Origin of the sequence: Sporosarcina sp. P19, from assembly GCF_002743165.1 — a bacterium.
Taxonomy (GTDB): domain Bacteria; phylum Bacillota; class Bacilli; order Bacillales_A; family Planococcaceae; genus Sporosarcina; species Sporosarcina ureae.
The window spans coordinates 218496-244337 of the sequence record NZ_PDYR01000002.1 but is presented as its reverse complement, the minus strand read 5'-3'; the positions used below and the strand labels follow the sequence as shown (position 1 = coordinate 244337).

The 25842-nt window shown below is 40.1% G+C and carries 25 protein-coding genes and 1 tRNA gene; 2 read left to right on the top strand and 24 right to left on the bottom strand.

What is annotated here, in order from left to right; translation table 11 throughout:
- The first annotated feature begins 3 nt into the window (after nt 1-3).
- Complete coding sequence (locus CSV74_RS04485; protein WP_099690723.1) at nt 4-1080, top strand: LCP family protein; 1077 nt, start codon at nt 4-6, stop codon at nt 1078-1080.
- A gap of 174 nt (nt 1081-1254) precedes the next feature.
- Here the strand turns inward: CSV74_RS04485 and CSV74_RS04480 are convergent, their stop codons facing one another.
- The 10 genes from CSV74_RS04480 to CSV74_RS04440 form a co-directional block, all read right to left on the bottom strand.
- On the bottom strand, nt 1255-2247 hold the full coding sequence (locus tag CSV74_RS04480) for a quinone oxidoreductase family protein (RefSeq protein WP_099690722.1): 993 nt from the start codon (nt 2245-2247) through the stop codon (nt 1255-1257).
- A gap of 13 nt (nt 2248-2260) precedes the next feature.
- Complete coding sequence (locus tag CSV74_RS04475) at nt 2261-4033, bottom strand: acyl-CoA dehydrogenase family protein (RefSeq protein WP_099690721.1); 1773 nt, start codon at nt 4031-4033, stop codon at nt 2261-2263.
- A gap of 57 nt (nt 4034-4090) precedes the next feature.
- Nucleotides 4091-4867 carry an SDR family oxidoreductase gene (locus CSV74_RS04470; RefSeq protein ID WP_099690720.1) on the bottom strand — a complete coding sequence of 259 codons (777 nt, stop codon included), beginning with the start codon at nt 4865-4867 and terminating at the stop codon, nt 4091-4093.
- A gap of 428 nt (nt 4868-5295) precedes the next feature.
- Nucleotides 5296-5457 carry a hypothetical protein gene (locus CSV74_RS16870; RefSeq protein ID WP_233190771.1) on the bottom strand — a complete coding sequence of 54 codons (162 nt, stop codon included), beginning with the start codon at nt 5455-5457 and terminating at the stop codon, nt 5296-5298.
- A 170-nt stretch (nt 5458-5627) separates the two neighbouring features.
- Nucleotides 5628-8081 carry a penicillin acylase family protein gene (locus CSV74_RS04465; RefSeq protein ID WP_099690719.1) on the bottom strand — a complete coding sequence of 818 codons (2454 nt, stop codon included), beginning with the start codon at nt 8079-8081 and terminating at the stop codon, nt 5628-5630.
- Between the two features lie 1140 nt (nt 8082-9221).
- A complete protein-coding gene (locus CSV74_RS04460; protein ID WP_158231743.1) occupies nt 9222-9611 on the bottom strand; it encodes a hypothetical protein in 390 nt (129 codons plus the stop codon).
- Between the two features lie 288 nt (nt 9612-9899).
- Nucleotides 9900-9973: transfer RNA gene (locus tag CSV74_RS04455), tRNA-Arg, on the bottom strand.
- Nucleotides 9974-10034: 61 nt separating this feature from the next.
- The gene (locus CSV74_RS04450; protein ID WP_037561718.1) at nt 10035-10433 is read right to left on the bottom strand and encodes an SET domain-containing protein; all 399 of its coding nucleotides are present in this window, start codon (nt 10431-10433) and stop codon (nt 10035-10037) included.
- A 221-nt stretch (nt 10434-10654) separates the two neighbouring features.
- Complete coding sequence (locus tag CSV74_RS04445; RefSeq protein ID WP_099690717.1) at nt 10655-11299, bottom strand: DUF3885 domain-containing protein; 645 nt, start codon at nt 11297-11299, stop codon at nt 10655-10657.
- A 36-nt stretch (nt 11300-11335) separates the two neighbouring features.
- A complete protein-coding gene (locus tag CSV74_RS04440; RefSeq protein WP_099690716.1) occupies nt 11336-11554 on the bottom strand; it encodes a choline/carnitine O-acyltransferase in 219 nt (72 codons plus the stop codon).
- 423 nt (nt 11555-11977) lie between these two features.
- Between CSV74_RS04440 and CSV74_RS04435 the strand changes: the two genes are divergently transcribed.
- Nucleotides 11978-12832, top strand: a complete 855-nt coding sequence (locus CSV74_RS04435; RefSeq protein WP_099690715.1) for an Rv1352/Rv1906c domain-containing protein — start codon at nt 11978-11980, stop codon at nt 12830-12832.
- 44 nt (nt 12833-12876) lie between these two features.
- Here the strand turns inward: CSV74_RS04435 and CSV74_RS04430 are convergent, their stop codons facing one another.
- The 14 genes from CSV74_RS04430 to CSV74_RS04365 all read right to left on the bottom strand — a co-directional run bounded on the left by CSV74_RS04430 (nt 12877) and on the right by CSV74_RS04365 (nt 25748).
- Complete coding sequence (locus tag CSV74_RS04430) at nt 12877-13230, bottom strand: DoxX family protein (RefSeq protein ID WP_099690714.1); 354 nt, start codon at nt 13228-13230, stop codon at nt 12877-12879.
- Between the two features lie 168 nt (nt 13231-13398).
- Nucleotides 13399-15087, bottom strand: a complete 1689-nt coding sequence (locus CSV74_RS04425) for an FAD-dependent oxidoreductase (RefSeq protein ID WP_099690713.1) — start codon at nt 15085-15087, stop codon at nt 13399-13401.
- Nucleotides 15088-15194: 107 nt separating this feature from the next.
- On the bottom strand, nt 15195-17147 hold the full coding sequence (locus tag CSV74_RS04420) for a hypothetical protein (protein ID WP_099690712.1): 1953 nt from the start codon (nt 17145-17147) through the stop codon (nt 15195-15197).
- Between the two features lie 281 nt (nt 17148-17428).
- Nucleotides 17429-17659 (bottom strand): helix-turn-helix domain-containing protein, encoded by a 231-nt coding sequence (locus tag CSV74_RS04415; protein WP_083032017.1) that lies wholly within the window; start codon nt 17657-17659, stop codon nt 17429-17431.
- A gap of 15 nt (nt 17660-17674) precedes the next feature.
- The gene (locus CSV74_RS04410) at nt 17675-18166 is read right to left on the bottom strand and encodes a DUF2975 domain-containing protein (protein ID WP_099690711.1); all 492 of its coding nucleotides are present in this window, start codon (nt 18164-18166) and stop codon (nt 17675-17677) included.
- A gap of 330 nt (nt 18167-18496) precedes the next feature.
- A complete protein-coding gene (locus CSV74_RS04405; protein ID WP_029053630.1) occupies nt 18497-18895 on the bottom strand; it encodes a VOC family protein in 399 nt (132 codons plus the stop codon).
- 41 nt (nt 18896-18936) lie between these two features.
- Nucleotides 18937-19308 (bottom strand): iron chaperone, encoded by a 372-nt coding sequence (locus CSV74_RS04400; RefSeq protein WP_099690710.1) that lies wholly within the window; start codon nt 19306-19308, stop codon nt 18937-18939.
- Nucleotides 19309-19586: 278 nt separating this feature from the next.
- Nucleotides 19587-19997: an SRPBCC family protein gene (locus CSV74_RS04395; RefSeq protein WP_099690709.1), complete on the bottom strand. Its 411-nt coding sequence runs from the start codon at nt 19995-19997 to the stop codon at nt 19587-19589.
- A gap of 3 nt (nt 19998-20000) precedes the next feature.
- Nucleotides 20001-20324 carry an ArsR/SmtB family transcription factor gene (locus tag CSV74_RS04390; RefSeq protein WP_099690708.1) on the bottom strand — a complete coding sequence of 108 codons (324 nt, stop codon included), beginning with the start codon at nt 20322-20324 and terminating at the stop codon, nt 20001-20003.
- Nucleotides 20325-20855: 531 nt separating this feature from the next.
- Nucleotides 20856-22400, bottom strand: a complete 1545-nt coding sequence (locus CSV74_RS04385) for an acyl-CoA carboxylase subunit beta (RefSeq protein WP_099690707.1) — start codon at nt 22398-22400, stop codon at nt 20856-20858.
- Nucleotides 22401-22426: 26 nt separating this feature from the next.
- Nucleotides 22427-23209, bottom strand: a complete 783-nt coding sequence (locus tag CSV74_RS04380) for an enoyl-CoA hydratase (protein WP_099690784.1) — start codon at nt 23207-23209, stop codon at nt 22427-22429.
- Nucleotides 23210-23222: 13 nt separating this feature from the next.
- Entirely contained in the window at nt 23223-24128 is a 906-nt protein-coding gene (locus CSV74_RS04375; RefSeq protein ID WP_099690706.1) for a hydroxymethylglutaryl-CoA lyase, read from the bottom strand.
- A 23-nt stretch (nt 24129-24151) separates the two neighbouring features.
- On the bottom strand, nt 24152-24367 hold the full coding sequence (locus CSV74_RS04370; RefSeq protein WP_255408324.1) for an acetyl-CoA carboxylase biotin carboxyl carrier protein subunit: 216 nt from the start codon (nt 24365-24367) through the stop codon (nt 24152-24154).
- 13 nt (nt 24368-24380) lie between these two features.
- Nucleotides 24381-25748, bottom strand: a complete 1368-nt coding sequence (locus CSV74_RS04365) for an acetyl-CoA carboxylase biotin carboxylase subunit (RefSeq protein WP_099690705.1) — start codon at nt 25746-25748, stop codon at nt 24381-24383.
- Between the last annotated feature and the right edge of the window lie 94 nt (nt 25749-25842).

Genomic DNA, 25842 nt, shown 5'->3' with positions numbered 1-25842 from the left:
TTAATGGAAAACAGAGAAACTGGAAAGCGTCGTAAGAAAAAACTTAAAAGAAAATATAAACGGGTACTATTCTTGGTATTCACTTTGCTACTATTAGCGGGTGGCGGATATGTCGCTGCACAATATTCAAACGGCCTGTCCTTTGCGAATGACGGCAACACAAACGAAATACATACAGAACTTAGCGATAGTAGTAATACCTTTTCTGATAGCAATTCCACCTTTGACGACTTTGAAGGTGGCGAATCACAATTTGGAGAAATTAACGTATTGTTGATCGGTGATGACGCAAGAGGCGACGAAGATGAAACTCGTTCAGACGCTTTAATGATTGGCCACTACGATCAGACAACCAACAAAGTAAAGTTGATCTCTCTAATGCGTGATACATACGTCGACATTCCAGGTCACGGTATGGAAAAGATTAATGCCGCTTATGCACTTGGTGGACCTGAATTAGTACGACAAACGATTAAGCATAATTTCGATGTGGATGTACAATATTACGCAATTGTTAATTTCGAAGGTTTCTCTAAAATCGTCGATGTTATTGCGCCTGACGGTATTGAAGTCGATATTCCATATGAAATGTCACACGGCCTAGGTTTAACGCTCTATCCTGGCCAACAAAAATTAAACGGAGATCAATTACTCGGTTACGTACGATTCCGCCACGACATCCATAGTGATTACGGTCGTGTGGAACGTCAGCAAGAAGCTCTAGCGAAACTGAAAGACGAAGCGATGAGTTTGCAGACACTCGTCAATATACCGAAACTTATGGGTGTTATTGATCCGTATATTGATACGAACATCGACAGTAAAACTATCTTTACCATTGCTAAAGGTATGTTGACTGGTAGCAAGAATAACGAAATGGAATCTCTGCGTATTCCCGTAGAAGGATCATTTGGCGATCTACGCACAGACGTTGGTGCTGTTCTCGAGATTAATTTAGAACAGAACAAACAAGCATTACGAGAGTTTTTATCATTAGAGGATGAATCCGTAGATGATGGAAGCGTACAAGACGTAGAATATGCAGAAGATCAACCATATAATCAAGATCAGCAATTCTGAAACGATATACGTCCACATAAGAATAAGCTGTTCCAGTCATTCAACCGACCGGAACAGCTTATTTTTACGTTAAATTATTTATTTGCCAGAATAGATTTCACTCTTCCCTAGCCTCCTCCATTTAGTGCTTCAATTATATGAAACGTATCTTATAATCCTAAATGAAACTAAATTTTAACTTTCCGTTTTATATGATGTGGTCAGCACTAATTTTCCCATCGTCTTCCTACCCTGCAATAGTCGCTGTGCTTCTGCCGCCTCTTCCAAATCAAATGTCCCACCTATTGTTAGTTGTAAATCTCCATTTCGTACATAATCGAGTAACTCTTTAAAGCTATTTTGATATACTTCATAGTTTTTCATAATTTGCGGCAAGAAAAAGCCTACGACCGATTGATTCCGTTGCATCAATTCTCCCGCATCCATTGGAGACCGTTCTCCACTTGCCGCACCAAAGACTACCATGCGTCCAAATGGTGCAAGACACTTTAGTGTTTTTCTAAAAATATCTCCCCCTACCATTTCAAGCGCCACATCCACACCTTTACCATCAGTCAGTTCCCGCACCTTGGATTCCCAGCCTACTTCTGTGTAGTTGACCAGATGATCTGCACCCATATTTTTTGCGTGTGCTAGCTTTTCCTCACTGCTCGCTGTAGCAATAACTTTGCCAGCACCAAATAGTTTTGCTAACTGCACTGCAATTGCCCCTACACCGCCTGCTGCTGCATGTACAAGAACTGTTTCCCCTTTTTCCAATCTTCCCATTGTCTTTAAGATGTGATAAGCCGTCTGACCTTGAAGGGGTAGTGCAACTGCATCACGATATTCCACACCGTCTGGAATCGGTGCAAGTGTCATTTCTGGGATCGCTGCATATTCGGAATATCCTGCCGATTCAATAAGTGATACTACTCGCATACCTGGCTTAAAACGTTTTACGTCTTTCCCAACTTCCTTAATAACCCCCGCCACTTCAGCTCCCGGGATAAAAGGAAGTGGTGTCGGTACTACATACTTCCCTTCACGGCGTGCAACATCTGCATAATTTACACCAATAGCTTTAATTTCTACCAGTACATCTCGATTCCCTACATCTGGTTTATCAATTTTCACAAGTTGTAGTACTTCTGGTCCGCCATACCGTTCTAATTGAATTGCTTTCATGTCATCTTCCCCTTTATGAAATATAGTCTTCTGCTTGGTTAACCGCTTCTGCAATTTCACGCTTTGTACCCACTGTACCTTCAACCGATAATTCACTACATCTATTAAATATATTGTTCAGAATATATGTTTTAGTATGTCCCGAAGCAACACTAGAAAGTAGTTTTCTCGCATTCATTTCCACACGTAGTAATGTATCCGTAACAAGGGCTTCTGTTAGTTTGATTTTTAGAGAGGCAGACTTGATATTTGAAGACTCTATTGCTTTAATTGTTCGTAAGACAGCCGATTCCATTGCATAGAGATCAATTGCTATATCAGCAAGTTTCATGAGAGCTTCCTGTTCATTCACAATATGTTCTCCATACTTTTGATACGTGAGATCGATACTTAGTAAGAACATATTTCTTACTAACGTAACTGCTTGTTGCTCTCTTGAAAGTGCAGCACTTTGCAGAGTCGCCGGTTGAGCCAGTGCTTTACTTGCTTCTTTTACCAATTCTTGAAGTGGAACCATTCCTTTAGATGCCTGACTTAGTAATGAAATGGGAATGAGCAACCGATTAATTTCATTCGTTCCTTCGAAGATTCGGTTAATACGAGAGTCCCGGTACACTTGTTCAATTGCATAGTCTTTGATATACCCATACCCTCCGTGAAGCTGCAATGATTCGTCGGCTACTTGATCTAGCGTTTCGGACCCATATACTTTACAAATGGCACATTCCACAGCATATTCCATCATCCGTTTAGCAAGTAAACGATGGTCTTCTGAATGCTCCAAGTCACCCAGTGCATTTTCTAAAAGAGAAGCAGTTCTATACTGAAGCGATTCTGCAGCATAAATCCGCGTCATCATATCCGCTATCTTTTCTTTTGTAGCAGTGAATTCAGCGATGGATTTTCCGAATTGCTTGCGCTCTTTTGTATAATCAATTGCTAATTTCATGCTGAACTTTGAAGCGCCCATTGTTGCAGAACCTAAATTAAAACGTCCTAAATTGAGTACGTTTAATGCAATATGGTGACCTTTTCCCACTTCCCCCAGTAGATTACGAACGGGGACTTCACAGTTTTCAAAATACACTGCAGTCGTTGATGAACCTTTAATTCCCATTTTCTGCTCTTCTGGGCCAAGAGAAATTCCCGGGAAATCTTTCTCTACAATAAATGCAGTAAATGATATACCGTCTACTTTTGCATAAACGATAAATGTATCGGAAAAAGCAGCATTCGTAATATACAACTTTGAACCGTTCAAAATGTAATGTGTGCCTTCTTCATTTAACTTTGCTGTCGTTTTCGCCGATAATGCATCAGAACCTGAAGCTGGCTCTGTTAAACAGTAAGCACCAATAAATACGCCAGTTGCAAGTTTCGGTAAATAGTATTCTTTTTGCCATTGCGTTCCGAAATAAGTGATAGGTAGCGTGGCTATACATGTATGATTGGAATGCGCCACACTATATCCCCCCGCAGAGCCTAAACACTCACCAACAAGTCCTTTAGTAATTTTATCGAGACCTAGCCCACCATATTTTTCCGGTATACTGTGCGCTAGTAATCCGAGATCTCCCGCCTTAGTTAACAATGACTTCACAAGAGTAAAATCTTGTTTTTCAATTTCTATATTTCGTGGATGTACTTCTTTTTGTATAAAGTTTTTTGCTGTATTTGCAATCATATGGTGTTCGTCAGTAAATTCTTCTGGAGTAAATACTTCATGTGGTAATGTTGAGCGATATAGAAAAGCAGCACCATGGTAGAGCTGATTTTTATTAGACATGTACGTTCTCTCCTTTATCAATAATACAGCTGAAAACTTTGTCCCGATTTCCATTTACTAGACTTGGCTACTCATACCGCCATCCACCACTAATACGTCTCCAGTCATATATTCAGACGCTTTTGATGCTAAAAATACAGCTACACCTTTTAAATCATCTTCGTTACCTAATCGATTTAACGGTGTTCCATTTAAAATGTACTCACGACCGTTTTCAATTGTGACATTCGACATTTTCGTCGGGAAGAACCCGGGGGCAATTGCATTCACGTTAATATTATATCGTCCCCATTTTGCTGCCAAATCTTTAGTCAATACGATGACTGCACCTTTGCTCGTATTGTAACCAATCGTATCCATGAAATCTGGATGCGTTCCGCCAAGTCCTGCAACAGAAGCAATATTAATGATTTTTCCGCTATTTTGCTTAATCATGACCTTTCCCACTTCTCTGCTCATGATGAATGTTCCCGTTGCGTTTACGTTAAGCACTTTCTGAAAAGCTTCGATCGGCATATCTATTGTTGGCGCCCCCCATGTGGCACCGCTATTATTCACCAGAATATCAATTGTTCCAAATTCCTTTACTGTCTCTTCAACTACTCTTTTCACATCTTCTTCATTTGCTACGTCACAAGCTAAACCTATTGATCTAACACCTAGCTTTTCTAACTCTTGACTCATGTCAATGCAAGGTTCTACTTTGCGCGAACAGACCACAACATTTGCTCCTGCTTCTGCAAATCCCCTAGCAATTTGTGCACCTAGTCCTCTTCCACCACCAGTAACTACTGCCGTTTTACCCTTTAGATTAAACAAATCAAGAACAGTCATGCCTATTTCCCCTTTTCTATAAACTACTATTTTCTTTCTCCACATAAAAACCACTTTAGTATACTAACCAGTTGGTATGTTCAGAATAAAAAGATATAAATATTATAGTAAACGCTCAGCTATTATTAAGCAAGACTTTACTTCCACCTTTAATCGTTAAACTTGAAGAATACCTCTTTAGGAATATTAGGTGGTTTACACTTGGTTGAACAATAAAATTAACGGTAAGTAGAATCATACACAAAAGTGAGAAGTCTACTATGCAGACAAATCGAAGAACGTTTTCAACAGATTTCCAAAAACATGTCTCGTCTGTAAATCGGTCGTTGTAAATAGTTGATTGTCCTATAGATTTGTGGCTATTGTATAGACCATCATACTAACAGTGGCCGATGTTAGAAACCCTACCATTGAAACGCCAATGTCATTTAAATATTTATCATCAACCTGCCAAATCCCTTTTGCAATCCACCCCTCGCTATGATTGCTTTAATTTGCAAGATTTTATCACAATTCGTTGGAACCGCCCCATGATTAGCGACTTCCATTAGTTCGGCCACTCCATATTTACCTATTTCATCTTTCTCCATATCTACTAGTCATTAGGCAAGAGTCATTGACAGTAAATTCCATGCTTTAAATTAATACGCTCGATCCATACTAATAAAAAACTGAGAAGAAAAATAAATGCTTTTTCTTCTCAGTATCTCCTTTACGTTCTACCTGAAAGTTCTTTCATAGTAAAACTTGACTCATCCTATTATTTTCCTTGAAAATCAATCTCAAATGTCTCTACAGCATTATCTAGAACGTCCTCTTTTTCAAAAAGCATTTGCTTATACTCAAAGTTCTTAAACATTTCAATTTGATCTTTATAATGTTGCGAATACTCACCGTCTTGTTTAATGAAACCTATCTGGCCAGGTGGTGTAATATTCATGCCTACAGGTCCATTCTCTGTCATTTCCACAAAATGATTTTCACTTCCTCGGTTCATAAAAATAATTGGTTGCTGATCTCCGAGTCCATGTGGCACCCCTATAAGGGATTTAGCTCCGAATGTCATCGTCTCAATAGGCATGATCCATTCTTTCATAGACACACCATATTCTTTTTCCAGCTCAACTACAACTTGGTCGAAACTATCACGTGCAATTTCTTCGATGTTGCGTCCTTTTAACCAATCATTTTCTACTTGTAACGCTGCTTTATCTCCTTGAACAAGATGGGACAATAAACTTGATCCACCTGATCGATGATCTACAAATGGTCTCATTTCTTCATAAAACTTACCAATATCTTCTTCTGTAACATTTACAAAGAACTGATCCCACCAAGCCTTCATAATTGTTGCGCCGGGCGAATCATAGTAGCCATCATTGTCACTATCTTCATTTAAATTATTCCAATCCTCTAAAATGAAGTGAGCTTCTTCATATTTGCGATCGCTATCTACCTTCTCAGAGAGAGCATCTAGCAAAAATGGTTTGAACCAACGTGTCTTCAAATTAACAAAGCTTGCTTCATAGTTTACTTCATTAACTTCTTCAATCGTTAGCTTATTTCGTTCACTAATCCTGTCAATAAATTGATGATTTCGGTGATCTGCCCCCCACATATAGTTTTGTTCATTCGTATTCCAGTTCGGTCCAGGTTTGTTGTTCCAATTCGCTACAAAACCACGTTCAGGATTGACCTCATGCGGATTATCCTCTGTTTCTAGAAAACCTTTCCACTCATACTCACCTGTTCCTGGTGTGGGAAAACGCCAATCTACTCGCTCATCCCGCTCTGGTATTTGACCGACATGATAGTAAGCAATTTCATCGTTTTTATCAGCATAAAACCAATTCAATGACATGGTATACTCTCTTGCAGCAGTCGCAAATTCGTCTTGATTCTTTGCATAGTTCATCTTTAAATAAGCTGCCCAACTGTCTGCTTCAGTTCCTCGAAATGCCCACTTTTTACTGTAAGCAACCGGGTGGTTATCATCTTTAAAAATAACGGGACCATGAACACTATCGTGAAATTCCCGAGTAACCGTTTCAATCTCCCCATCATCCTTCTTCACATCAATACTTTCAGTTCTTTTTTCAAATTCAATCCATTCTCCATTGAACTTATACTCATTTGGATTTTCGGGGTTTACCTCTTCTTCAAATACATCTGATACATCACCATAGCCAGCAGTTGCTGTAAAGGCAAAATCATTCGTCGCACCAAACATAATGAATGGATATCCAATAAATGAAGAACCTTGAATAGTAAGATCTGGACCGTGAAGCCCGACTTCATAAATAAAGCCAGGTGCTGTAAAACCTACTTGTGGTCCACCAAACATGATTGGATTACCAGATTCAGATTTTGAAGCACCAATAATCGCTGCATTACTTCCTACTTTCAATGGAACTCCTAGTTCTTGCCGTTTATCAACAAAATCCTCTCGCAACGTCGAGACAGTTTCCCCTGCGAATGCGACTTGATCTAGCGTTTTAGCATTTGCAAATGGCGTTCCTTCCCCAATTGAAGCATCGCTATCTGAACTCGTTGGTGCATCTAGGTCATTTATCCAAACCATATCATTAAAGATTGCTTGCGCTTTTTTTTCATCGTATTCATCTAACAATTTGGCATAAATAGTAGCATTTTCAAGCTCTTGTTCTTGGTCCATGAAGGCCGTCATAGATGCCATGTACAAACGAAGAACATCTATACTTGTCCAATTGTCAGGTTTCAAATCATACTCAGCAAATTCCTTTGATAATTTATTTTCGGGATCCTCAAGGGCCTCATCGACATAGCGATCAATCCCACTTGAAAAGTTTTCAATAACTTGTTTCGCAAAAGGATCCATTTCATCGATCATTTTTTGAATCGCTTCATCAGTGTGTCCATCACGTCGAATCTTTTCATCATGCGCTAAGTACTCTTCGCCAAATACTGCCGCAGCGGTACCTTCATTTGCCCGTTTAAACATCTCCAGCTGAAAAAGTCGATCTTGTGCCATCACATAACCATAAGCTTTGTATAAGTCTTCCATCGAGTCCGCATAAATATGTGGAACCCCAAATTCATCGCGATGAACTTCCACAGCTTTGGAACCAGCTTTCACTTTTTCATTTAACGATTCATCCTCTTTTGAGCAAGCAGATAAGAAGATTAAAACCAAAATAAGTACCGTATGCGTAAGTAATTTCATTGAACGCTTCATTAAAATAACCACCCTATCAACTAGTATTCTAAAGATCAATTCAAACTGCGTTTGTTCCTACTTGTGTAGAGAACTACATTCAATTAATAATACTTCAATAAGAATTTTACTAAGTGATAGCGTTTTCATTTTCTAGAAAAAAAAGATTTATATCGCAAGATCCTACACCCCTTCCTGTCTTCCATCGAATCCCGTTTTTTCCTAAAAAGGTTTAACCCTTCAATATATAACACTTTTTAAACGGAGACCTTGTTTTTCATTATAAACATCCACTTTCATAAGTCAATAATATTAAAAATATTCAAACTTTAGTAATTAAATATTTTACTAACATAGGTACGAAGAAGTACACTATATTTCTTTTGAAGTGTTCCTGGTACATGAATTAGATACTCCAGAAAAAATATGCTTATAGAAGAACTTTATCGAGAGAGACTTTAACGTAGGTCAATGGCGGAATGGATACTACCTTTAAGATAGGGCGATCTTGTAAAAAGGAAACAGACTGGTAATGAGCTTCAAATAACGCTTACCGAATGGACTTCGGTTTATGGACTACGCCATACACGCGCAAGTATCTTGCACTACACAAAGGTTAGAACACAAGGATATTGACAACACATTGAAGTATTGTGCACACATCATTAATAAATTACGCGTACGTGATGAGAAGATTACCATCGCTACTTGCGAGAATATGATCGAGTAAATGTGTTTAATGGCTTTACTTCCTATCGTTTTCTAACGTCTTCTCCAAAAATAAAAACGCTATAAACGCTGTTATTACAACGTTTATAGCGCTATTTAAATTTCTTAACTTCTTCTTAACTGTCTTGATTGCGTCCCAGAAGGGATTCGAACCACGACCTACGACTTAGGAGGCGTTGCACTTTCAAGCTGAGCTGCTGTGCTTGAAGCGTCGTGAATACAGCGCCTATAGGAATACTTGTTTAGTAACATTCAAGCTTACTCTTTTTGTTCGAACTAGAGTATTTGTCCAATTATCTAACTCACCTCTTCATATAATGAGTATAAGGTCGGCCGGCATAAAAAGCGTAATGGAGGTGAAAAGATATGTGTTTCAAAAATCATAGACGGGGAAATCGGGTAGAGTTGGATTGTAAATGTCGAGAAGTAAGATCAAATCACGATAATAGGCACCACTGTGACCGTGACTTTAAGCATCACGATAATAAACATCACTGTGACCGTGATTTTAAACACCAGGATAATAAACACAACTGTGATCGTGACTTTAAACACCAGGATAATAAACATCACTGTGACCGTGACTTTAAACACCACGATAATAAACACCACTGTAACCGTGATTTTAATTGTAAAAATGAGTTCAGGTGTCAATGCAGAAGATGTAATCGCAGACGCTTTAACTTTTTCTGGTAAATACAATGAGAGTAAGAAGGTAAAATAATAAATGTGTCTGCGCAGACAAAGCATAAGAAATGGAAAGGCAATTACTTTAAATTGAGTAATTGCCTTTTGGGGATTTGAAGTCGTAAAGCGTGACAATAGGTTATATATACTGTTAATACGTAAGGTGATTTTAAAGTGTAACTTTTTATCAAATCTCCACTTTTATAAACTGTTTTTTTACTAAACGAGATTAACTATTGCAATATCTTAGAGGGATTGGTGGTTCTGCCGAGATTTGTGTTCATCTTTAGTACTCTAACACTGGCAAGTCATTTTTAATAGACCTAGTATTTGTTAAGTCATTTTAAAGGTCCATTCTAGTAATCAATTTCATGGATTTGATTACTATCAAAGTGTTTGGTTTCAGTAAAAGTAACCAAATAACGTCCTAGAAGGGATTCGAACCCCCGACCTACGCCTTAGGAGGGCGTTGCTCTATCCAGCTGAGCTACTAGGACATGATAGAAATGAGTAACACTTCGATTCATCTGCTGATTCAAAGTGTTCTCATGCTTATGATTAATCGTTAGCCGTACCATCATAATCTTCATTAAACCATAATTGCTCATCATCATCCACGTCGCCATTATAGTTAATCAAAATTTCTTCTCCAGCCTTGATATCTGTATAGGCAAAGAAGTCAAATGTATGGTGATCGAAATTAATATCATAGGTCGCATTTGGTTCATAAGAATGATTGAATAACATTCCGTAACCAAGTAGGACAGCGGTATGATTTTCTCCATACTCGAAAGCGTAATCAGCTAGAACAGTTTTTTCAATATGTTGATGTTGTTCATTTGGATAGGAGATAACAGGCGCCTCGTGTAACAGCTGCCCTTTTTTAATATCGCATTTTGCAAATACGCCCCTATTGAATTCCCCTTCGCCAATTGGAGAAAGTTTTACTTCTATCATGTCTTTCACCTACTCGCTTGTAAATTATACTTGGCTAGTATACCATTAATTCCATCCGATTGCTGATTTCTTTTCTCATAAATAAAAACGGACTTTAATAGTAATTACTTATTTTTCAAAGATAGATGCCGACCAAACACCTTGGTACAATCAATCGGTGTTACAACTGACCGGAATAGACCTTTGACTGAATACACTTCATACATAAAACCTATACCTTTCTATGCGAAGTCTTTATCCACTTCCTGCTTATCATAATCAAGGATCCACTCTGGGTATTGTTCATATAATAATCGAATAGATTCTCTGTCAGCCGCTATGATATCACATCCCCGATCATCGTATAGATGATAAATGATATTTTTGGATAGGTGGATGAAGAATATATCATAACCACTTTCAGGATTCTGTTTTAAAATCGTTGTTGGATCAGCAAAGTCTTCGTAACAAATCGCTTTCAGCAACTGCTTATACCGAATATCCTGTTTCTTACAAGTAAGCATAAATCGATGCGTTAGAATTCCTTCCTCCTCATGACCATGGGGATTAGGAATCGTAGAAAACCGCAAAGTATATAATAATTCTTTTCGTTTAATAAACTTGGAATACACATTCAAAGGTCTTTCACGTAGAAAATGATTATTTGTATGGACATCAGTAACCATCATGATTTCATCATCATCCCCAAACACCGCTTCGAATAACGTAATGGACCGATAGAATGCTTGTTTTAAGAAATCTGGTTCATCAAATGCAATGGATTCTGAAATTTCAAAACGTATAGCTTTATTTGTTTCGTAAAATAGTGCAGGTGCCAGTTCAATCCCATGGAAATACTTATCTAAATACAATTCTAAAGTTCTCATTCATTTCACTCTCCATTATGATTACTTAGATGATAGTTAATGCAACATCTCGTAGTTCTTCCAACGCATCTTAAAATAGCTTGGATCAGTAAATAGTGCAGGTGCTTTTTCCCTCTTATGCTTATCTCCATACATCGGAAATATTTTATGTATACCATATAAATGTCTTTCCACACCAAAACCTTTTTGTGCTTCTCCTGCTTCTTCGAAAACACTGTTGTACAATCCTTTTGGTTTCTTAGAATTCTTCTTCATTGATCAATGGTTATTCACTTCGAGTAATTTACTCTGTATCTACGAGTCCACTTTACATAATATTATTATATTTCCACCCTTCAATTTATAAACTATACAGTAAAGAATAGCATATTAAATTGATTACCCACCTACTTATATGGAAGATTCTCTATCATCCACTCTAAGAACACCAAAGAGCTGCACTGGTCTATGCTGTTAGGAACTTGTTCTAGTTTTCATGGTACCAATTAATCTACTGTAAAATAGTACGTAAACATTCTTGACGAGCTCTTTCTTCTTAATACTATATTATTTATCAATTTATAGGCAAGCTGATCAGCATCCCACTTCTCTGGTTCTCAAAATGCCTAATAGGTAGATTTTGTAAAGGACTATCATGTATCATATAGATACAATGTAAAAAGTGAGGTTACAGACTATATGAACAAAAAACAATTATCATGGGCTGTAGCTGGTGCAGTCGTATTGCTAGTAGCGCTAATTATTGCCATTATAAGCAACAAAGAAACACCAGAAACTACAACAGAAGAGCCAGTATTAACCGAAACCCCGACACAAGGCAAAGCAACAGAACAATCCGATGAACTTAAACTTACAGAAGTTCCCACTAAGGAACAGCCTAATATGAATGAAATTAAAAAAGATGGCAAAGAACCTGAAGAACCAACAAAAGAACAGTCAACAAAACCAGTTACAGGATCATCTAACACGGTTCAAAATACAGCTCCGACACAGCCGTCAACGCCGGCATCAAAACCAACAGAACAAAAGAAACAAGCTAAACCGGCAACTACGAATTCCATAAAAGACGGTAGGTATGAGGTAGGAACAGATGTAGAACCAGGTGAATACCTCGTATTCTCCAATGGTGTTACACTCTTGGAAAATACAACGGATCAATCAGGAAATCCTGACAGTATTGTATTCAACGTGGCACTGGATGGACGTTCCCATACTTACGTAACATTACGCGAAGGTGAATACTTTACGCTAAAAGGTGGAGAAATGTATCCCGTAGCATCCGCGCCTAGTATTAAACCGTCAAACGGAATATACAAAGATGGCCAATACAAAGTGGGTACAGATATTCCCGCTGGTTCGTATACATTGTTGGTAGATGATCAAAGCGACATAGGATTTTATGAGATTAGCAAAAATAGCCGACAAGACATGATGGATCTTCTCGTAAGTGATGTAGTGGAAGGTGAAACGTCTATTAACATAACGAACGGCCAATATTTGACGATCCGAAATGCCTATTTAGAAGTACAATAAAAAGCACACACAAAACCTCTTTGGTTTTGTGTGTGCTTTCATTTTTAGATCTTTCGCACTTTCAATACCCACCAAATTAATATAAATTGCAGTGGAAGTCTTAGCCATAATGCTGTTGCCAATACATCGAATTTCTCAGCTGTAAAGGCCATATATATATTAACTGGGAATATTAGAACTAAAAATATCGCAATTAAAAAACCTGTAACATAACGTGTCCGCTTCATGAACAATCCAATAGCCAATGCAATTTCCATTACACCTGATATATACACAACGGCTTTTCTAAACGGTACCCACTCGGGCATCATGCCTGTAAAAAATGCTTCCATTGCAAAGTGACCGATTCCTGCCGCTAAAAATAACACACAAAATGCGTATAAAGCAATTTTTCTCATACACTATAGTCTCCTAACATTCCTCTACTCTGCTAGTGTCCTTTACGCAACCTACGTAAACCTGATCAACTATTAATATTATATTAAAAAAGTAAAGTGGTCTACTATTCATTTCAATAAACAAAAAACCTAAGCTCTCCGAATGGGAGCTTAGGTAATAAATTAAAGTTAATTGAAGTTATACTCCGTTACAATTTTTTCTCTATCTGAGATCACATCATTGTAATACTCATATAAACAAATACCAAGGAAAGAACCCGAGATATTCACGATGTTATCAAAGCCACTATTTTGTAAGGCCATCAACGCATTGTAGCTACGCTGTGAAGACCTGCAATGAACATAGACGGGTACATCTTTCGGCACTTCTTCCATTCGGTCACGTAGCTGACTGAGTGGAATATTAATCGCATTCAATACGTGACCGTTCGCAAATTCATTCTCTTCACGTACGTCGATAATCACCGCGTTTTGCTCTACCAGTTCCCGCACTTCTGATACATGGACTTGCTCATAACGGCCGTATAGAATGTTAAGAGCAACAAGTGCGGCTAGATTGACGACGTCTTTAGCCGTACTGTACATAGGTGAATAGGTTAGCTCAAGCTCTTTTAGATCTTCAAGCGTCCCCCCCATCGAGATAAGTGTCGCAATGACATCAATGCGCTTATCCGCATTTCCTTTACCAATTGCTTGCGCCCCTAATACTTTCCCTGTCGGTACTTCAAATACTAATTTGAAGTGGAGTGGATTACTATTAGGCATCAATGAAACTTTATCGGCTGCAATAATATACACGCTATCATGCTGGATTCCTGCTAATTTCGCCATTTTTTCATTGAGGCCTGTGGAAGCTGCTACCAAATCAAAAATCTGGATACTCGATGAGCCGATGACGCCTTTGTTTTGATGAGGAACCCCATACATGTGATCCGCTGCGGCACGTGCTTGACGTTGAGCAGGACCAGCTAAAGCCAGTCTCGTTGGTTTATGAAGTAACTGGTGATACACTTCAATGGCATCTCCGACTGCATAAATTGATTTGTCATTTGTTCTGTAATTGGCATCTACTTTAATTCCACCAAGCTCTCCGATTTCAAGTTTCGCATCTTTCGCAAGCTTTGTCTCGGGACGAACACCTATTGCTAAGACAACCACTTGTGCATCAATTTCTTTACCAGAATTCAACGTAACATTGCTATCAGTAATTTTAGCCAATCCATCGTTTACAATCACTTCGATCCCTTTATCCATTAGTTCCTTATGCAAAATTTGAGCCATATCATAATCAAAAGGCATCATGACCTGGTTGGCAAATTCGATTAACGAAACATTCCGTCCAGCAAGCTTTAAGTTCTCCGCCACTTCTACACCGATGAAACCACCACCGATGACCGCTATATTTTCGATATCTTTCGTTTGTACATAATTGTTCAGACGCTCAATATCTTCCACGTTGCGAACCGTGAAAACGTGTTTCGAATCTACACCTTCTAAATTCGGAACAATTGGACTCGCTCCTGGAGATAACAACAGTCGATCGTAGCTCTCCTCATATGTTTCACCTGTCAGCACATGCGAAATGCTTACCGTTTTTTCTTTGCGATTAATGGCTATCACTTCTTGTCTAACACGCGCATCAATATTATATTTACTTTTAAACACAACAGGATCCATTAATACAAGCTTGTCGCTATCTTCTACAATACCGCTGAGATAAAACGGTAAAGAACAGTTAGAAAAAGATACATGCGGTCCTTTTTCAAACATAATGATTTCCGCTTGCTCATCCATACGTCGAATACGTGCAGCTGTCGAAGCTCCACCTGCTACTCCGCCAATTACAACAATCTTCATCTTGCCATCCCCTTATTTAGTAATTAAACTTAAATAAACTATATACCCCTCAGGGTATATAGTCAACGAATTGATTTAGGATGCATAGTTTGTTTGAAGTTTGAGGATTAGTTCGCGAAGTCTGCAACCAGGCGTCTTAGTAGGATCATCGTTTCTCTTCTTAAGACTTGTGCCGTTTCAATTTTCAACTCAGCCTCTTTACCAAACGAGGAAGCGCGAATACTATTTACCCAATGTGTGAGGTACTCTACTACATGTACTTTATCTACATTTTCTTTCAATAGACTCGTCCCGTTTGCACTAATATAATGATAGAAACTACCGAGCGTGACATAGTGATAGTACTCTTCACTGCCGATCTCGACAGAGGTTAGTCCAGATTCAGGCATCGCTACATCTATTAAAGGCATCGTCTGTTTACCACCTCGAGTTTTAACAAGTTCATGACCGAAGAATTCTTCCACTGCCTTTACATAATCCGCTATAATAAAAGTGGCTTTTTGACTGGATTGTTGATTTTCTGGTTGAAAGTCCTTTTCAAGTTCTCGCCACTTCGCTTCAGCTGTCGTTAAGAGTCGTCTCACTTCGTTAGATCTCAACAAACGAGGCAATTGTCTTCCCGCTTTTTCAAAGCGTTCTTTCTCTTCCACGCCGAAAATCAGCGCACTTTGAGGATGAAGTGATGTAAAGGTCTCTTCCAACAGTGTCATAGCTTGTTTAGGATCAATTGGTTCCAAATCATATTGGTTAGCCTTTTGTATCACTGCTTCCACATCTGGGGATAAATCCTTTAAGTAAAACTCTGTCAGAAATTCATCTAATTGGATCAAGGCATCTGTAATCATAATTTCACGGTATTCGATTCCTTCGTCAGGTACCAATGATAGAACTCGGTTTCTTAACTTCATGCCTTCATTGCCCAATTCCCAGCCAATCAATAAGTTCAAAGCTGGTTCTTTTACATTGCCTTCTTCTGAAGTTAATGTTTTATCTGCCTTATAAAAACATATCATTGCGTTCAGTAAATTTCTTAATATAGCATCTTGATCTTCAAACGGTAATTCAGAAAAATTCGCTGTACACATTTCTTCAATTTCACATTCGTAAAAGAAAAAATTGAAATCGGCCTGGATAAAGGAATCTTCATTGATCTTCCCGCCATGGTGCTCTTCAATTACGTTCTTCATCCGTAATATGTATTCGGAAATCTTCGTTAACTGGGAAACGATATCTCCTTTATACTTCTCAATGCGATATTGAACTGTTCGCATATCACCGTGCAGAACATGTACCGCGTGATAATCATAGGCGAACTTAGAAAGATTCACCAAGCTAATGACAGTTGGTATATCATTTAGATCGAATAGATCTTTGAATGTGATATAGAATTCCAGACCAACACTGTGCATCTCCTTGTACTTCATCATATGAATCAAACGTTTACAAAAACTTCGCTTCGTTGCAAAGTCGATCAATGTATCGTTATGCACAACTTGTAAAAATAGGTCATACAAATTCATGATAGTCTTTTTCGTTACGCTCTCCAAAATATCGGGATCGCGTGTTTTATCCATTAGTACACTAAGTTCATTGAAATACCTCACAAGTGTCTGCATATGATCAGCACGTGTGTTATTCAATGTTGCACATAACGGATATATTTTAAGATTGAATAGCTGCCAGGATTCGGCCACATATCCTTCATTATTGAAGAAATAGAACCAAAGATGGTACCGCCAATCACCTTTGGCTTTAGTATCCTGATCTAGCTCAAACGGATCAAATTCTTCCCCATAAGCTAGCGCTAGTAATGTTTCATTATATTGGCTCGCTAAAGTAATTTCACTGCCATACAAGTCAGATAGTTCTACAAGCAATGCGTATCGTTCATCATCCCGGCACTCGTTAATCACTTTCGTAAACGAAGGATGGTCGATGACATGACAAACATCCAAGTGACGCCCTTTCAGCAACCACTGACGCAACATATAATCCAAAAATTCTTCCGAATCCAAATAAGCCCCAAAATGTCGGGCTGAAAACTCCTGATAAATATCCAAACTAATTCCCCCTTAACATCTGACAACGTGTTGATCTGTACGAATAACAAACTCTATCCTAGAAATAATAAAGTTTAGACTATCCCTATCATATCGCGATTACCCTTTTTTCTCTACTAGAAATCGCTGGTTCAAATAAGGACCTTCAACAGTTTAATACATTCATTTTGTTATAGACAAAAATATAGAGCATTCCATATTTCACGGATTTGCTCTATATCTTTAAGTTATTAATTATCACTTAATGAATTAAAGGCCTGGCAATTGAAGAAATTTGTTTTCTAATCTACTGGACTTACAGTGTCTTCATCCATTTTATATTCTAATATATCTCCAGGCTGACACTCTAAAGCCTTACAAATCGCATCCAAAGTCGAAAGGCGAATCGCTTTCGCCTTTCCGTTTTTCAGTATGGAAATGTTCGCCATTGTAATTCCAACTCGCTCGGAAAGTTCTGTAACACTCATTTTCCTTTTAGCCAACATTACATCAATATTGATGATAATTACCATGTTATTCACCTCAGCTCAGACTATTAAATCATTTTCCTCTTTTAAATCTATAGCTTCTTTTAAAAGCCTTTGGAGAACAGCAGCAAAGACCGCAATCACCATGGAAGCAAAAATAGGTATCATTCCGATTATTACCACACCTGGGGCATCATCTATCTCTGCCATAATAAAGACGAATGGAAGGGCTACTACATACAAGCCACTGATTGTGATCGCACAGTATTTAATTTTCTTTAAAGCCCTAACAGATAACTCGGAGAAAGCTTGATTCTTGTCAATAAAACTTAATAGGTTAAAGGTTTGATACAATGCGAAATAAAATGGGATCACTGAAATATACATGATTAGTAAAATACTATTCACCACATATGCAAAATCCCAACCTCTTCCTGCTGCTTTACTAGCTTCACTTGCAATTTGAGGCAATAAAAATATGCATAAAGCTAGAACTGGAATTCCGATTAATACGACGGCTATCTTTAAAAATAGTGTTGTTCCTCGTTTCATAAAAAGCACCTCGCTTAACTTCTATATTGTAGATTTTACTTTAACACGTGATTTATCGAATATCAATAAATATATGTTGGTTGCCAATATATAAATCCTGCTAAATTTACATAAATGCCTTCTCACCATAGACAAAAAATCTGGAAACCCCACCTACTTCATGAAGCTTTAATAATACCGTTGATTCAACAAAAACGCTGACTTCATTTATATCTTATAAATGAAGTCAGCGTTTTACTGTTTATTATGTCTTTGAAAATAAGAAAGAGCACTCATACTTTTAGTTAAGCACCCGATTGTTAAATATCTCACACCCCACTTGCAACTGAATTACTCTGGCAAATTCAACTGCCAAGAGATCCCGAACTGGTCATTCAGCCATCCGAATTTTTTACTGAACCCATAGTTGTTTATAGGCATGAGTGCCGTACCATTTTGCATCATTTTTTCATACAGGCTATCAATTTCCTCTTCGGTATCACATGTTAGATAAATAGAAAAAGATGGTGTAAACGTAAACTCGTGATCAATATGGCTGTCTATACACATGAACTCCTGTCCCTTTAATGAGAACACCGCTTGAATAACTGTACCTTCTTTACCAGGTCCCTCAGCTCCATAACGAGTAATGCTTTTAATTTCTGAATCTTCGATGAGAGAGGTGTAGTATTTCATAGCTTCTTCCGCTGTACCGCCTTGAAACATTAAAAATGGTTTTACGTCCTTCACATTTAACTTCCCTTTCTTTATATAAACTTTATTTTTCTGTTCTATTTCCGCCAAAAACTCTTATAGTCTGCTTTATCTTGAATATTAAATTCAATAATTTTCTTAAGCAATTCGTAATTGATCGGCTCATTCCACTGAATTCTAAACAAACCTTTAGTAGCGCTGTAGCCGAGTTGTGCAATATCATCTGCAAAGTTCGCAATCCCTGCCGGTTCGGGTGAAACGCTTAAATGATGCTTAGCTGTGGAAAAACCAATAATAAATGTGCCATCATTAGAAAACATTGGTGTATTCCATTTGATTATTGGTTCCAAATTAGGAAATTCATTAGCAACCCACTTCAAAACTTCCTCCGTCCGGTCACGATGTTCGGGATGATCGATACTTGCTAGATATTTTGAAAAAACCATTATGTAACCCCCTCCTAAGATAAATCACTAATCGTTTATAACAACCTCATTCCTTGTATTTAGGTAAGTTACACCTATCGATGCTTGGTCGGCAATGCCATCAAGTTCATCTTTAAATAGAAATGATAAATTGCTATCCAAATAGAGTCAATCTATGATCTCCTTTTTCCTTACATTGTAAAACAGAACACTAATTGGCGAATAAAACCATTTAGTGAGCTGTTTATCGTTACTTATTATACGCTACTTGGGCTTGTTCTGTTAGCTAAAGCCACATGCAATCATTGTTCTACTATTTTTTTAAGTTGCTCTCCAAAATTCATCCAACTATATTTTGCTCCTTCAATTGCTCCTTTGGTCGCTTTTGTTTCTTCACTGAAACCAGTTTGTTCAAAATACACATGTGTAGCACCATCTGTTCCTGTTGATAATGTCCATGTAATCGTAGTAGTTTCTCCGGCACTTGCCCAAGTGTACGTTAGTATATGAGGTTCCTCTACTTCCAGCACTTCACCATTAACGACTCCATCCCACCATTCATTTGGCTCAGAACGAAATTGGAATTTTTCTCCTATCACTGGTGCAAAGTCATTTTTCCATATCCATGTTGCCAGTATCTCTGAGTCTGTTAATGCCTTCCACACTTGCTCAATTGAACTTGAAAATTGAAAATCTAATGTTACATCTGCCATTCTCTATTCCTCCAATAACACTTTTTTAAGTTGTGACACTTTTCCCACCCAAAAATTTTCGTAAAACGTTACCCAGTCTTTAATTTCTTGCAAAGGAGCTGCATTTATTCGATACCTTGTTTCCCTTCCAACTTTACGAACAGTAACTAGGCCAGCCTCTTTAAGAATAGCCAAATGTTTAGATATTGCAGTACGCCCCATTTGAAATTTCGAAGTTAGTTCGTACAAAGGTAATTCATCTGCTTCTGCCAACAAATGTAGCAATTTACGTCTTGTTGGATCAGCGATGGCTACATAAATATCACGTTCATGTTTTTTATCGCTCATAACCTCCCACCTCGCAATAGGACACCCTTTAGTGTCTTCAACTTATGACACTGGCCAGTGTCGTGTCAATGTTTATTCTTGGCATAATTGGCATCGCTTTATTCACTTACCTATAATTAAATTCTTATTCAATCTTTTCTGTTAAAATAATTCTTTATCTTTCTGTGTTTTTACTAATAATTACAAAATACTTACTTCAAATTTAGTAAGGCGAAGTAATTAGTCAGTAAGTGCTCGATTGCGAATAAAATTTATCGACTCAGATAGGGTATGAAATTCATTCGATTATGAAATAAATTTAGAAAAGGTAATAGGCTAAGAATTTGCATGATTTTTTATGAAATGCTTTGGTATTTCAGTGTTACTATTTGAATTCTCACACAAAAAGCACGGTATACATTGATTTAACAATGTAGACCGTGCTTTTTTAATTCGTATATAGATTTCACTTTATGACGTCCTAAGAGGACATGAAAAAATGCAATAGTAGCGATAGTTGACTATTTAATTAAAAGTCCCTGTCACCTTCTATCACACCGGATAAACCGGATGCTTGCGGTCTGTAAACTGGATATATTTCGTCGCATACGCTTCGTATCGCGTAATCAGCTCATCGCGCAGTGAGTCTGCTGGGATGATGCCGTCGATAATCATTTCAGAAGCTAAATGGTAAATGTCGATATCTTCTCGGTATTCGTTACGCTTCTCTTCAATATAAGCTGCGCGCTCTTGCTCAGGCAACGCGGCGATTTTATTCGCGTAGACTGCGTTGATAGCTGCGTCCGGCCCCATGACCGCGATGGAAGCGGTTGGTAGCGCTAAACACGCGTCTGGTTCAAATGCTGGACCTGCCATAGCGTACAACCCTGCGCCATACGCTTTACGGACGATGACGGAAATTTTCGGCACTGTGGCTTCAGACATCGCAGAAATCATTTTCGCGCCGTGGCGTATGATGCCTGCACGTTCAACTTTTGTACCGATCATGAATCCAGGCACGTCGACTAAGAACAGCAGCGGAATGTGGAATGCATCGCAAAGGTTGATAAACTTTGCCGATTTGTCGGCAGAGTCGTGGAATAGCACGCCACCTTTAACACGTGGTTGGTTCGCGATAATGCCGACCGCTTTTCCATCGATGCGTGCAAGGCCAGTAATGAGCTCGCCTGCAAATAGTTTCTTAATTTCAAAAAATGAATCTTCATCGATAATCCCTTTGATCAAGTCGTGCATATTAAACGGAGCGTTTTCGTTTTTCGGAATAATTTCTTCCAATGCCTTCTCCAGCTGTTTCGGCTCCACAGCATCACGTACAGGCGGCTTTTCCGAGAAGTTTGCTGGGAAATACGATAAATATCTTCGCGCTGCTGCGATTGCTTCTTCTTCGCTTTTCGCGAGCACATCGCCGCATCCTGAAGTTGAGCAGTGCATGCGCGCTCCGCCCATTTCCTCTAATGTTACTTTTTCTCCGATAACCATTTCCGCCATGCGCGGTGATCCAAGGTACATCGAAGCGTTTTTGTCGACCATGATGACGATATCGCAAAACGCCGGAATATACGCGCCGCCAGCAGCAGACGGTCCGAACAAGACGCAGATTTGTGGAATCCGGCCGGATAATTTCACTTGATTGTAGAAAATTCTACCTGCACCACGGCGCCCCGGGAACATTTCGACTTGATCCGTAATCCGCGCGCCTGCTGAATCAACTAAGTAAACGAGCGGCACATTCAATTTTTCAGCGGTTTCCTGAATGCGAATAATTTTTTCCACTGTCCGCGCGCCCCATGAGCCTGCTTTGATTGTAGAATCATTTGCCATGACGCAAACAACTTGGCCGTTAATCTTCCCCATACCTGTTACAACACCGTCAGCAGGAAGATCGCCCGCCATGCAGTTCGCAAATTGGCCATCTTCGATTTCAAGATCTGAATCGAATAATAATTTCAAGCGGTCCCGTACGAACATTTTCCCTTGGTCCGCATTTTTCTCATGGTATTTCGGCGCGCCACCTTTTTTTATCTGCTCTACTCTTTCATTCAATGCTTGCTGCAAAGATTTCGTATCTGTTGTCATCGTCCTGCCTCCCTTATAGTCATTTATCATTCGCCAGTATATACAGGCTTGCGTTTTTCCTTAAATGCCTGCAGTCCTTCGAGCCGGTCTTTTGAAGGAATCGTCACTTCATAGGCATTCTGTTCGATTGCGAGCCCCGTCTGCAGTTCGACGTCATAGCCATGGTCAATCGCGAACTTCGCCTGCGCGACAGCAAGCGGGCTGTTCGCTGCGATTTGTCCAGTGATAGCAAGCGCTTTATCCATCAGCTGATCAGGCGCCACAATGTATTCAGCGAGCCCGATTTCCAATGCTTCTGCCGCTTCGACTCTGCGGGCGGTGAAAATAAGCACTTTCGCCCGTCCTTTGCCAATCAATCTCGGCAGACGCTGCGTACCGCCAGCTCCCGGAATAATGCCAAGCGAAGTTTCCGTCAATCCGAACTTTGCTGTCTCTGCAGCAATGCGGATGTCGCATGCCAGCGCCAGTTCTGTTCCGCCGCCGAGCGCAACGCCGTTGACTGCGGCGATGACCGGCTGCGGCAGTAATTCAATACCGTTAATCGTCTCCCGGATTAATGAAACCGTCTTGCGCACATCGACCGGATTCATTCCTGCGCGTTCTTTTAAATCAGCGCCCGCACAAAAAGCTTTTTCACCGGCGCCTGTTAGAATAACTGCGCGTATTTCCCGGTCGTAACGGCATTCCTGCAACGCATCGTAAAGCCCTTGTAGCATCTCGACCGACAATGCATTTGCCGCTTCTGGACGATTCAATACGATGATCGCAATTCCGTCGCCGCGCTTCTCTAGCATCACTTGATTCCCCATATACTCACGTCCTTCACTGATCATGCGCACCGGCAGCCTGCAAGTTTTTACTTGGAAGCGACTGGCCGATTTTTTCTTGAATAAACGCGGATGCCACTAAAATCTTTTCTTCATCGACGCCGGTATGAATGCCCATGCCATGCAACATATACAATAGATCTTCTGTCACCGCGTTGCCTGAAGCACCCGGTGCGTACGGACAGCCACCGAGCCCGCCAGCTGAACTGTCGAATACCGTAATGCCCATATCAAGCGACGCCAGGACATTCGCTAAAGCCATCCCGCGCGTGTCATGGAAATGCATCGCCAATTTGTCTGACGGAAAACGTTTCAATAGCAGGTCAAGCACTTCCTGGACTTGCCGCGGATTCGCAACGCCGATCGTATCGCCCAGCGACAATTCGTCAATGCCCATATCAAACAACGAATCCGCCACGCGGACGACCGCTTCCGTATTGACCACACCTTCGTACGGACAGCCGAACACTGTAGACACATAGCCTCTCGTCTTCTTGCCTGCCGCATTCGCGTCTTGAACAATTTCTTTTAATACAGGCAGTGTATCCGGAATCGTTTTATTAATATTTTTCAAATTATGCGTTTCGCTCGCCGACATGAACACCGCCGCTTCATCGATATCTGCCGCAAATGCCCGTTCAAGCCCTTGGCGGTTCGGGACGAGCGCCGAGTAAGAGACGCCCGGCTCCCGCTTAATGCCCGCCATCACATCAACTGCGTCCGCAAGTGCCGGAATCCATTTCGGATTGACGAAAGACGTCACTTCAATCGATGTCAGACCACTTTTAGACAGCTCATTAATCCAAGCAATTTTGTCATCGGTAGGAATGAAGATTTTTTCGTTCTGGAGTCCGTCGCGCGGTCCGACTTCTTTAATCGTAATCGTTTCAGGCCATTTCATCGTTTCATCTCCTTCTACAGGAATTATTCAATGACTGCGATGACGTCTCCTTCGTTGACGAACTCGCCTTCGTTCACTTTTACTTCTTTTACGACTCCGTCAAAATCAGTAGCAATCGGTATTTCCATTTTCATCGATTCCAAGATGGCGATGTCTTGATCTTCTTCTACTTCGTCTCCTGCTTTCACGAGTACTTTCCAAACGCTTCCTGCCATGCTTGCTGTAATTTCTGTCATAATAATTCCTCCAGAGTCATTTCGTCTGTTTTTGTTTTTTCTTTTTCTTCGTCAAGTATTTTTCCACGAATACCGTCGTCGTATCCCCAAAACGGAATGCTTCATGCGCTGCTACTTCCTGGAGCATCGGGATATTCGTCTTGATGCCTTCAATATGGTAGTTTGATAGCGCTTGTTGCAGCCGGTCGATTGCTTCATCGCGGTCTTTACCTTTAACGACGAGTTTCGCGATCATCGGGTCGTAAAACGGTGTGACGACCGAATCGCCGTGAACTGCCAATTCGTGGCGGATGCCCGGTCCTTCCGGCAGCTCCAGTTTCGTGATCGTTCCAGGTGAAGGGAAAAATGTTTTCGGATCTTCTGCGTAAATCCGCACTTCAATTGCGTGTCCGTCGCGTTTGACGTCTTCTTGCGCAAATGAGAGTGTTCTCCCCGCTGCGATATCAAGCTGCTCCTTCACTAAGTCAAGCCCCGTAATCTCTTCCGTAATCGGGTGCTCAACTTGCAGCCGTGTATTCATTTCAAGAAAGTAGAAGTTTTGATCTGCGTCGACTAAAAACTCGATCGTGCCGGCGTTTTTATAACCGATGGACTTCGCCGCTTTAACCGCCGCTTCGCCCATTTTTCTTCGTGTCTCTTCTGAAATGAATGAAGACGGCGCTTCTTCTACGACTTTTTGGTGGCGGCGCTGGATTGAGCATTCGCGCTCCCATAAGTACACTGTATTTCCTTCATTGTCCGCTAAAATTTGGATTTCGATATGGCGCGGTTTTTCAACGAATTTTTCAATATACATCGCGCCGTCGCCGAAGAAATCAGTCGCTCGTTTTTGATTGCCTTCGAACGCTTTGCGGATTTCGTCGGCGCTGTAGACGACTTGCATACCGATTCCGCCGCCTCCTGCAGACGCCTTCAACATAACCGGATAGCCGATGCTTTCCGCCGCTTCGATCGCATCTTCCGCGTCTGCAAGCGAACGGGTAACACCCGGCACGACCGGAACACCGGCTTTTTCCATCGCCTTGCGTGACGCAATTTTGCTACCCATTTCTGAAATGACTTCAGGCGAAGGCCCGATGAACACGAATCCTTCTTCCTCGCAGCGGCGCGCAAATTCGGCATTTTCAGATAGCAGACCATAGCCTGGGTGAATCGCTTCTGCTTTCGACTGATGCGCTGCTTCTAAAATTTTATCAATTTTCATATAACTTTCCGTTACTCGCGGTCCGCCGAGCAAATATGCTTCATCCGCCTGTTTGACATGGACAGCTTCCGCATCCGCTTCCGAATAGACACCGACCGTTTTAATGCCGAGCGCTCTGCACGTACGTATGACTCGAGCCGCTATTTCCCCGCGGTTCGCAATTAATATCTTTTTAAACATGATGTACACCCTTTCTATTTATCATGTAATCAAGCATTCGTGGGCTTCATTTTAGGTAAAGAGGAAGCCGGAAGCATAAAGACCGGCTCCGCTG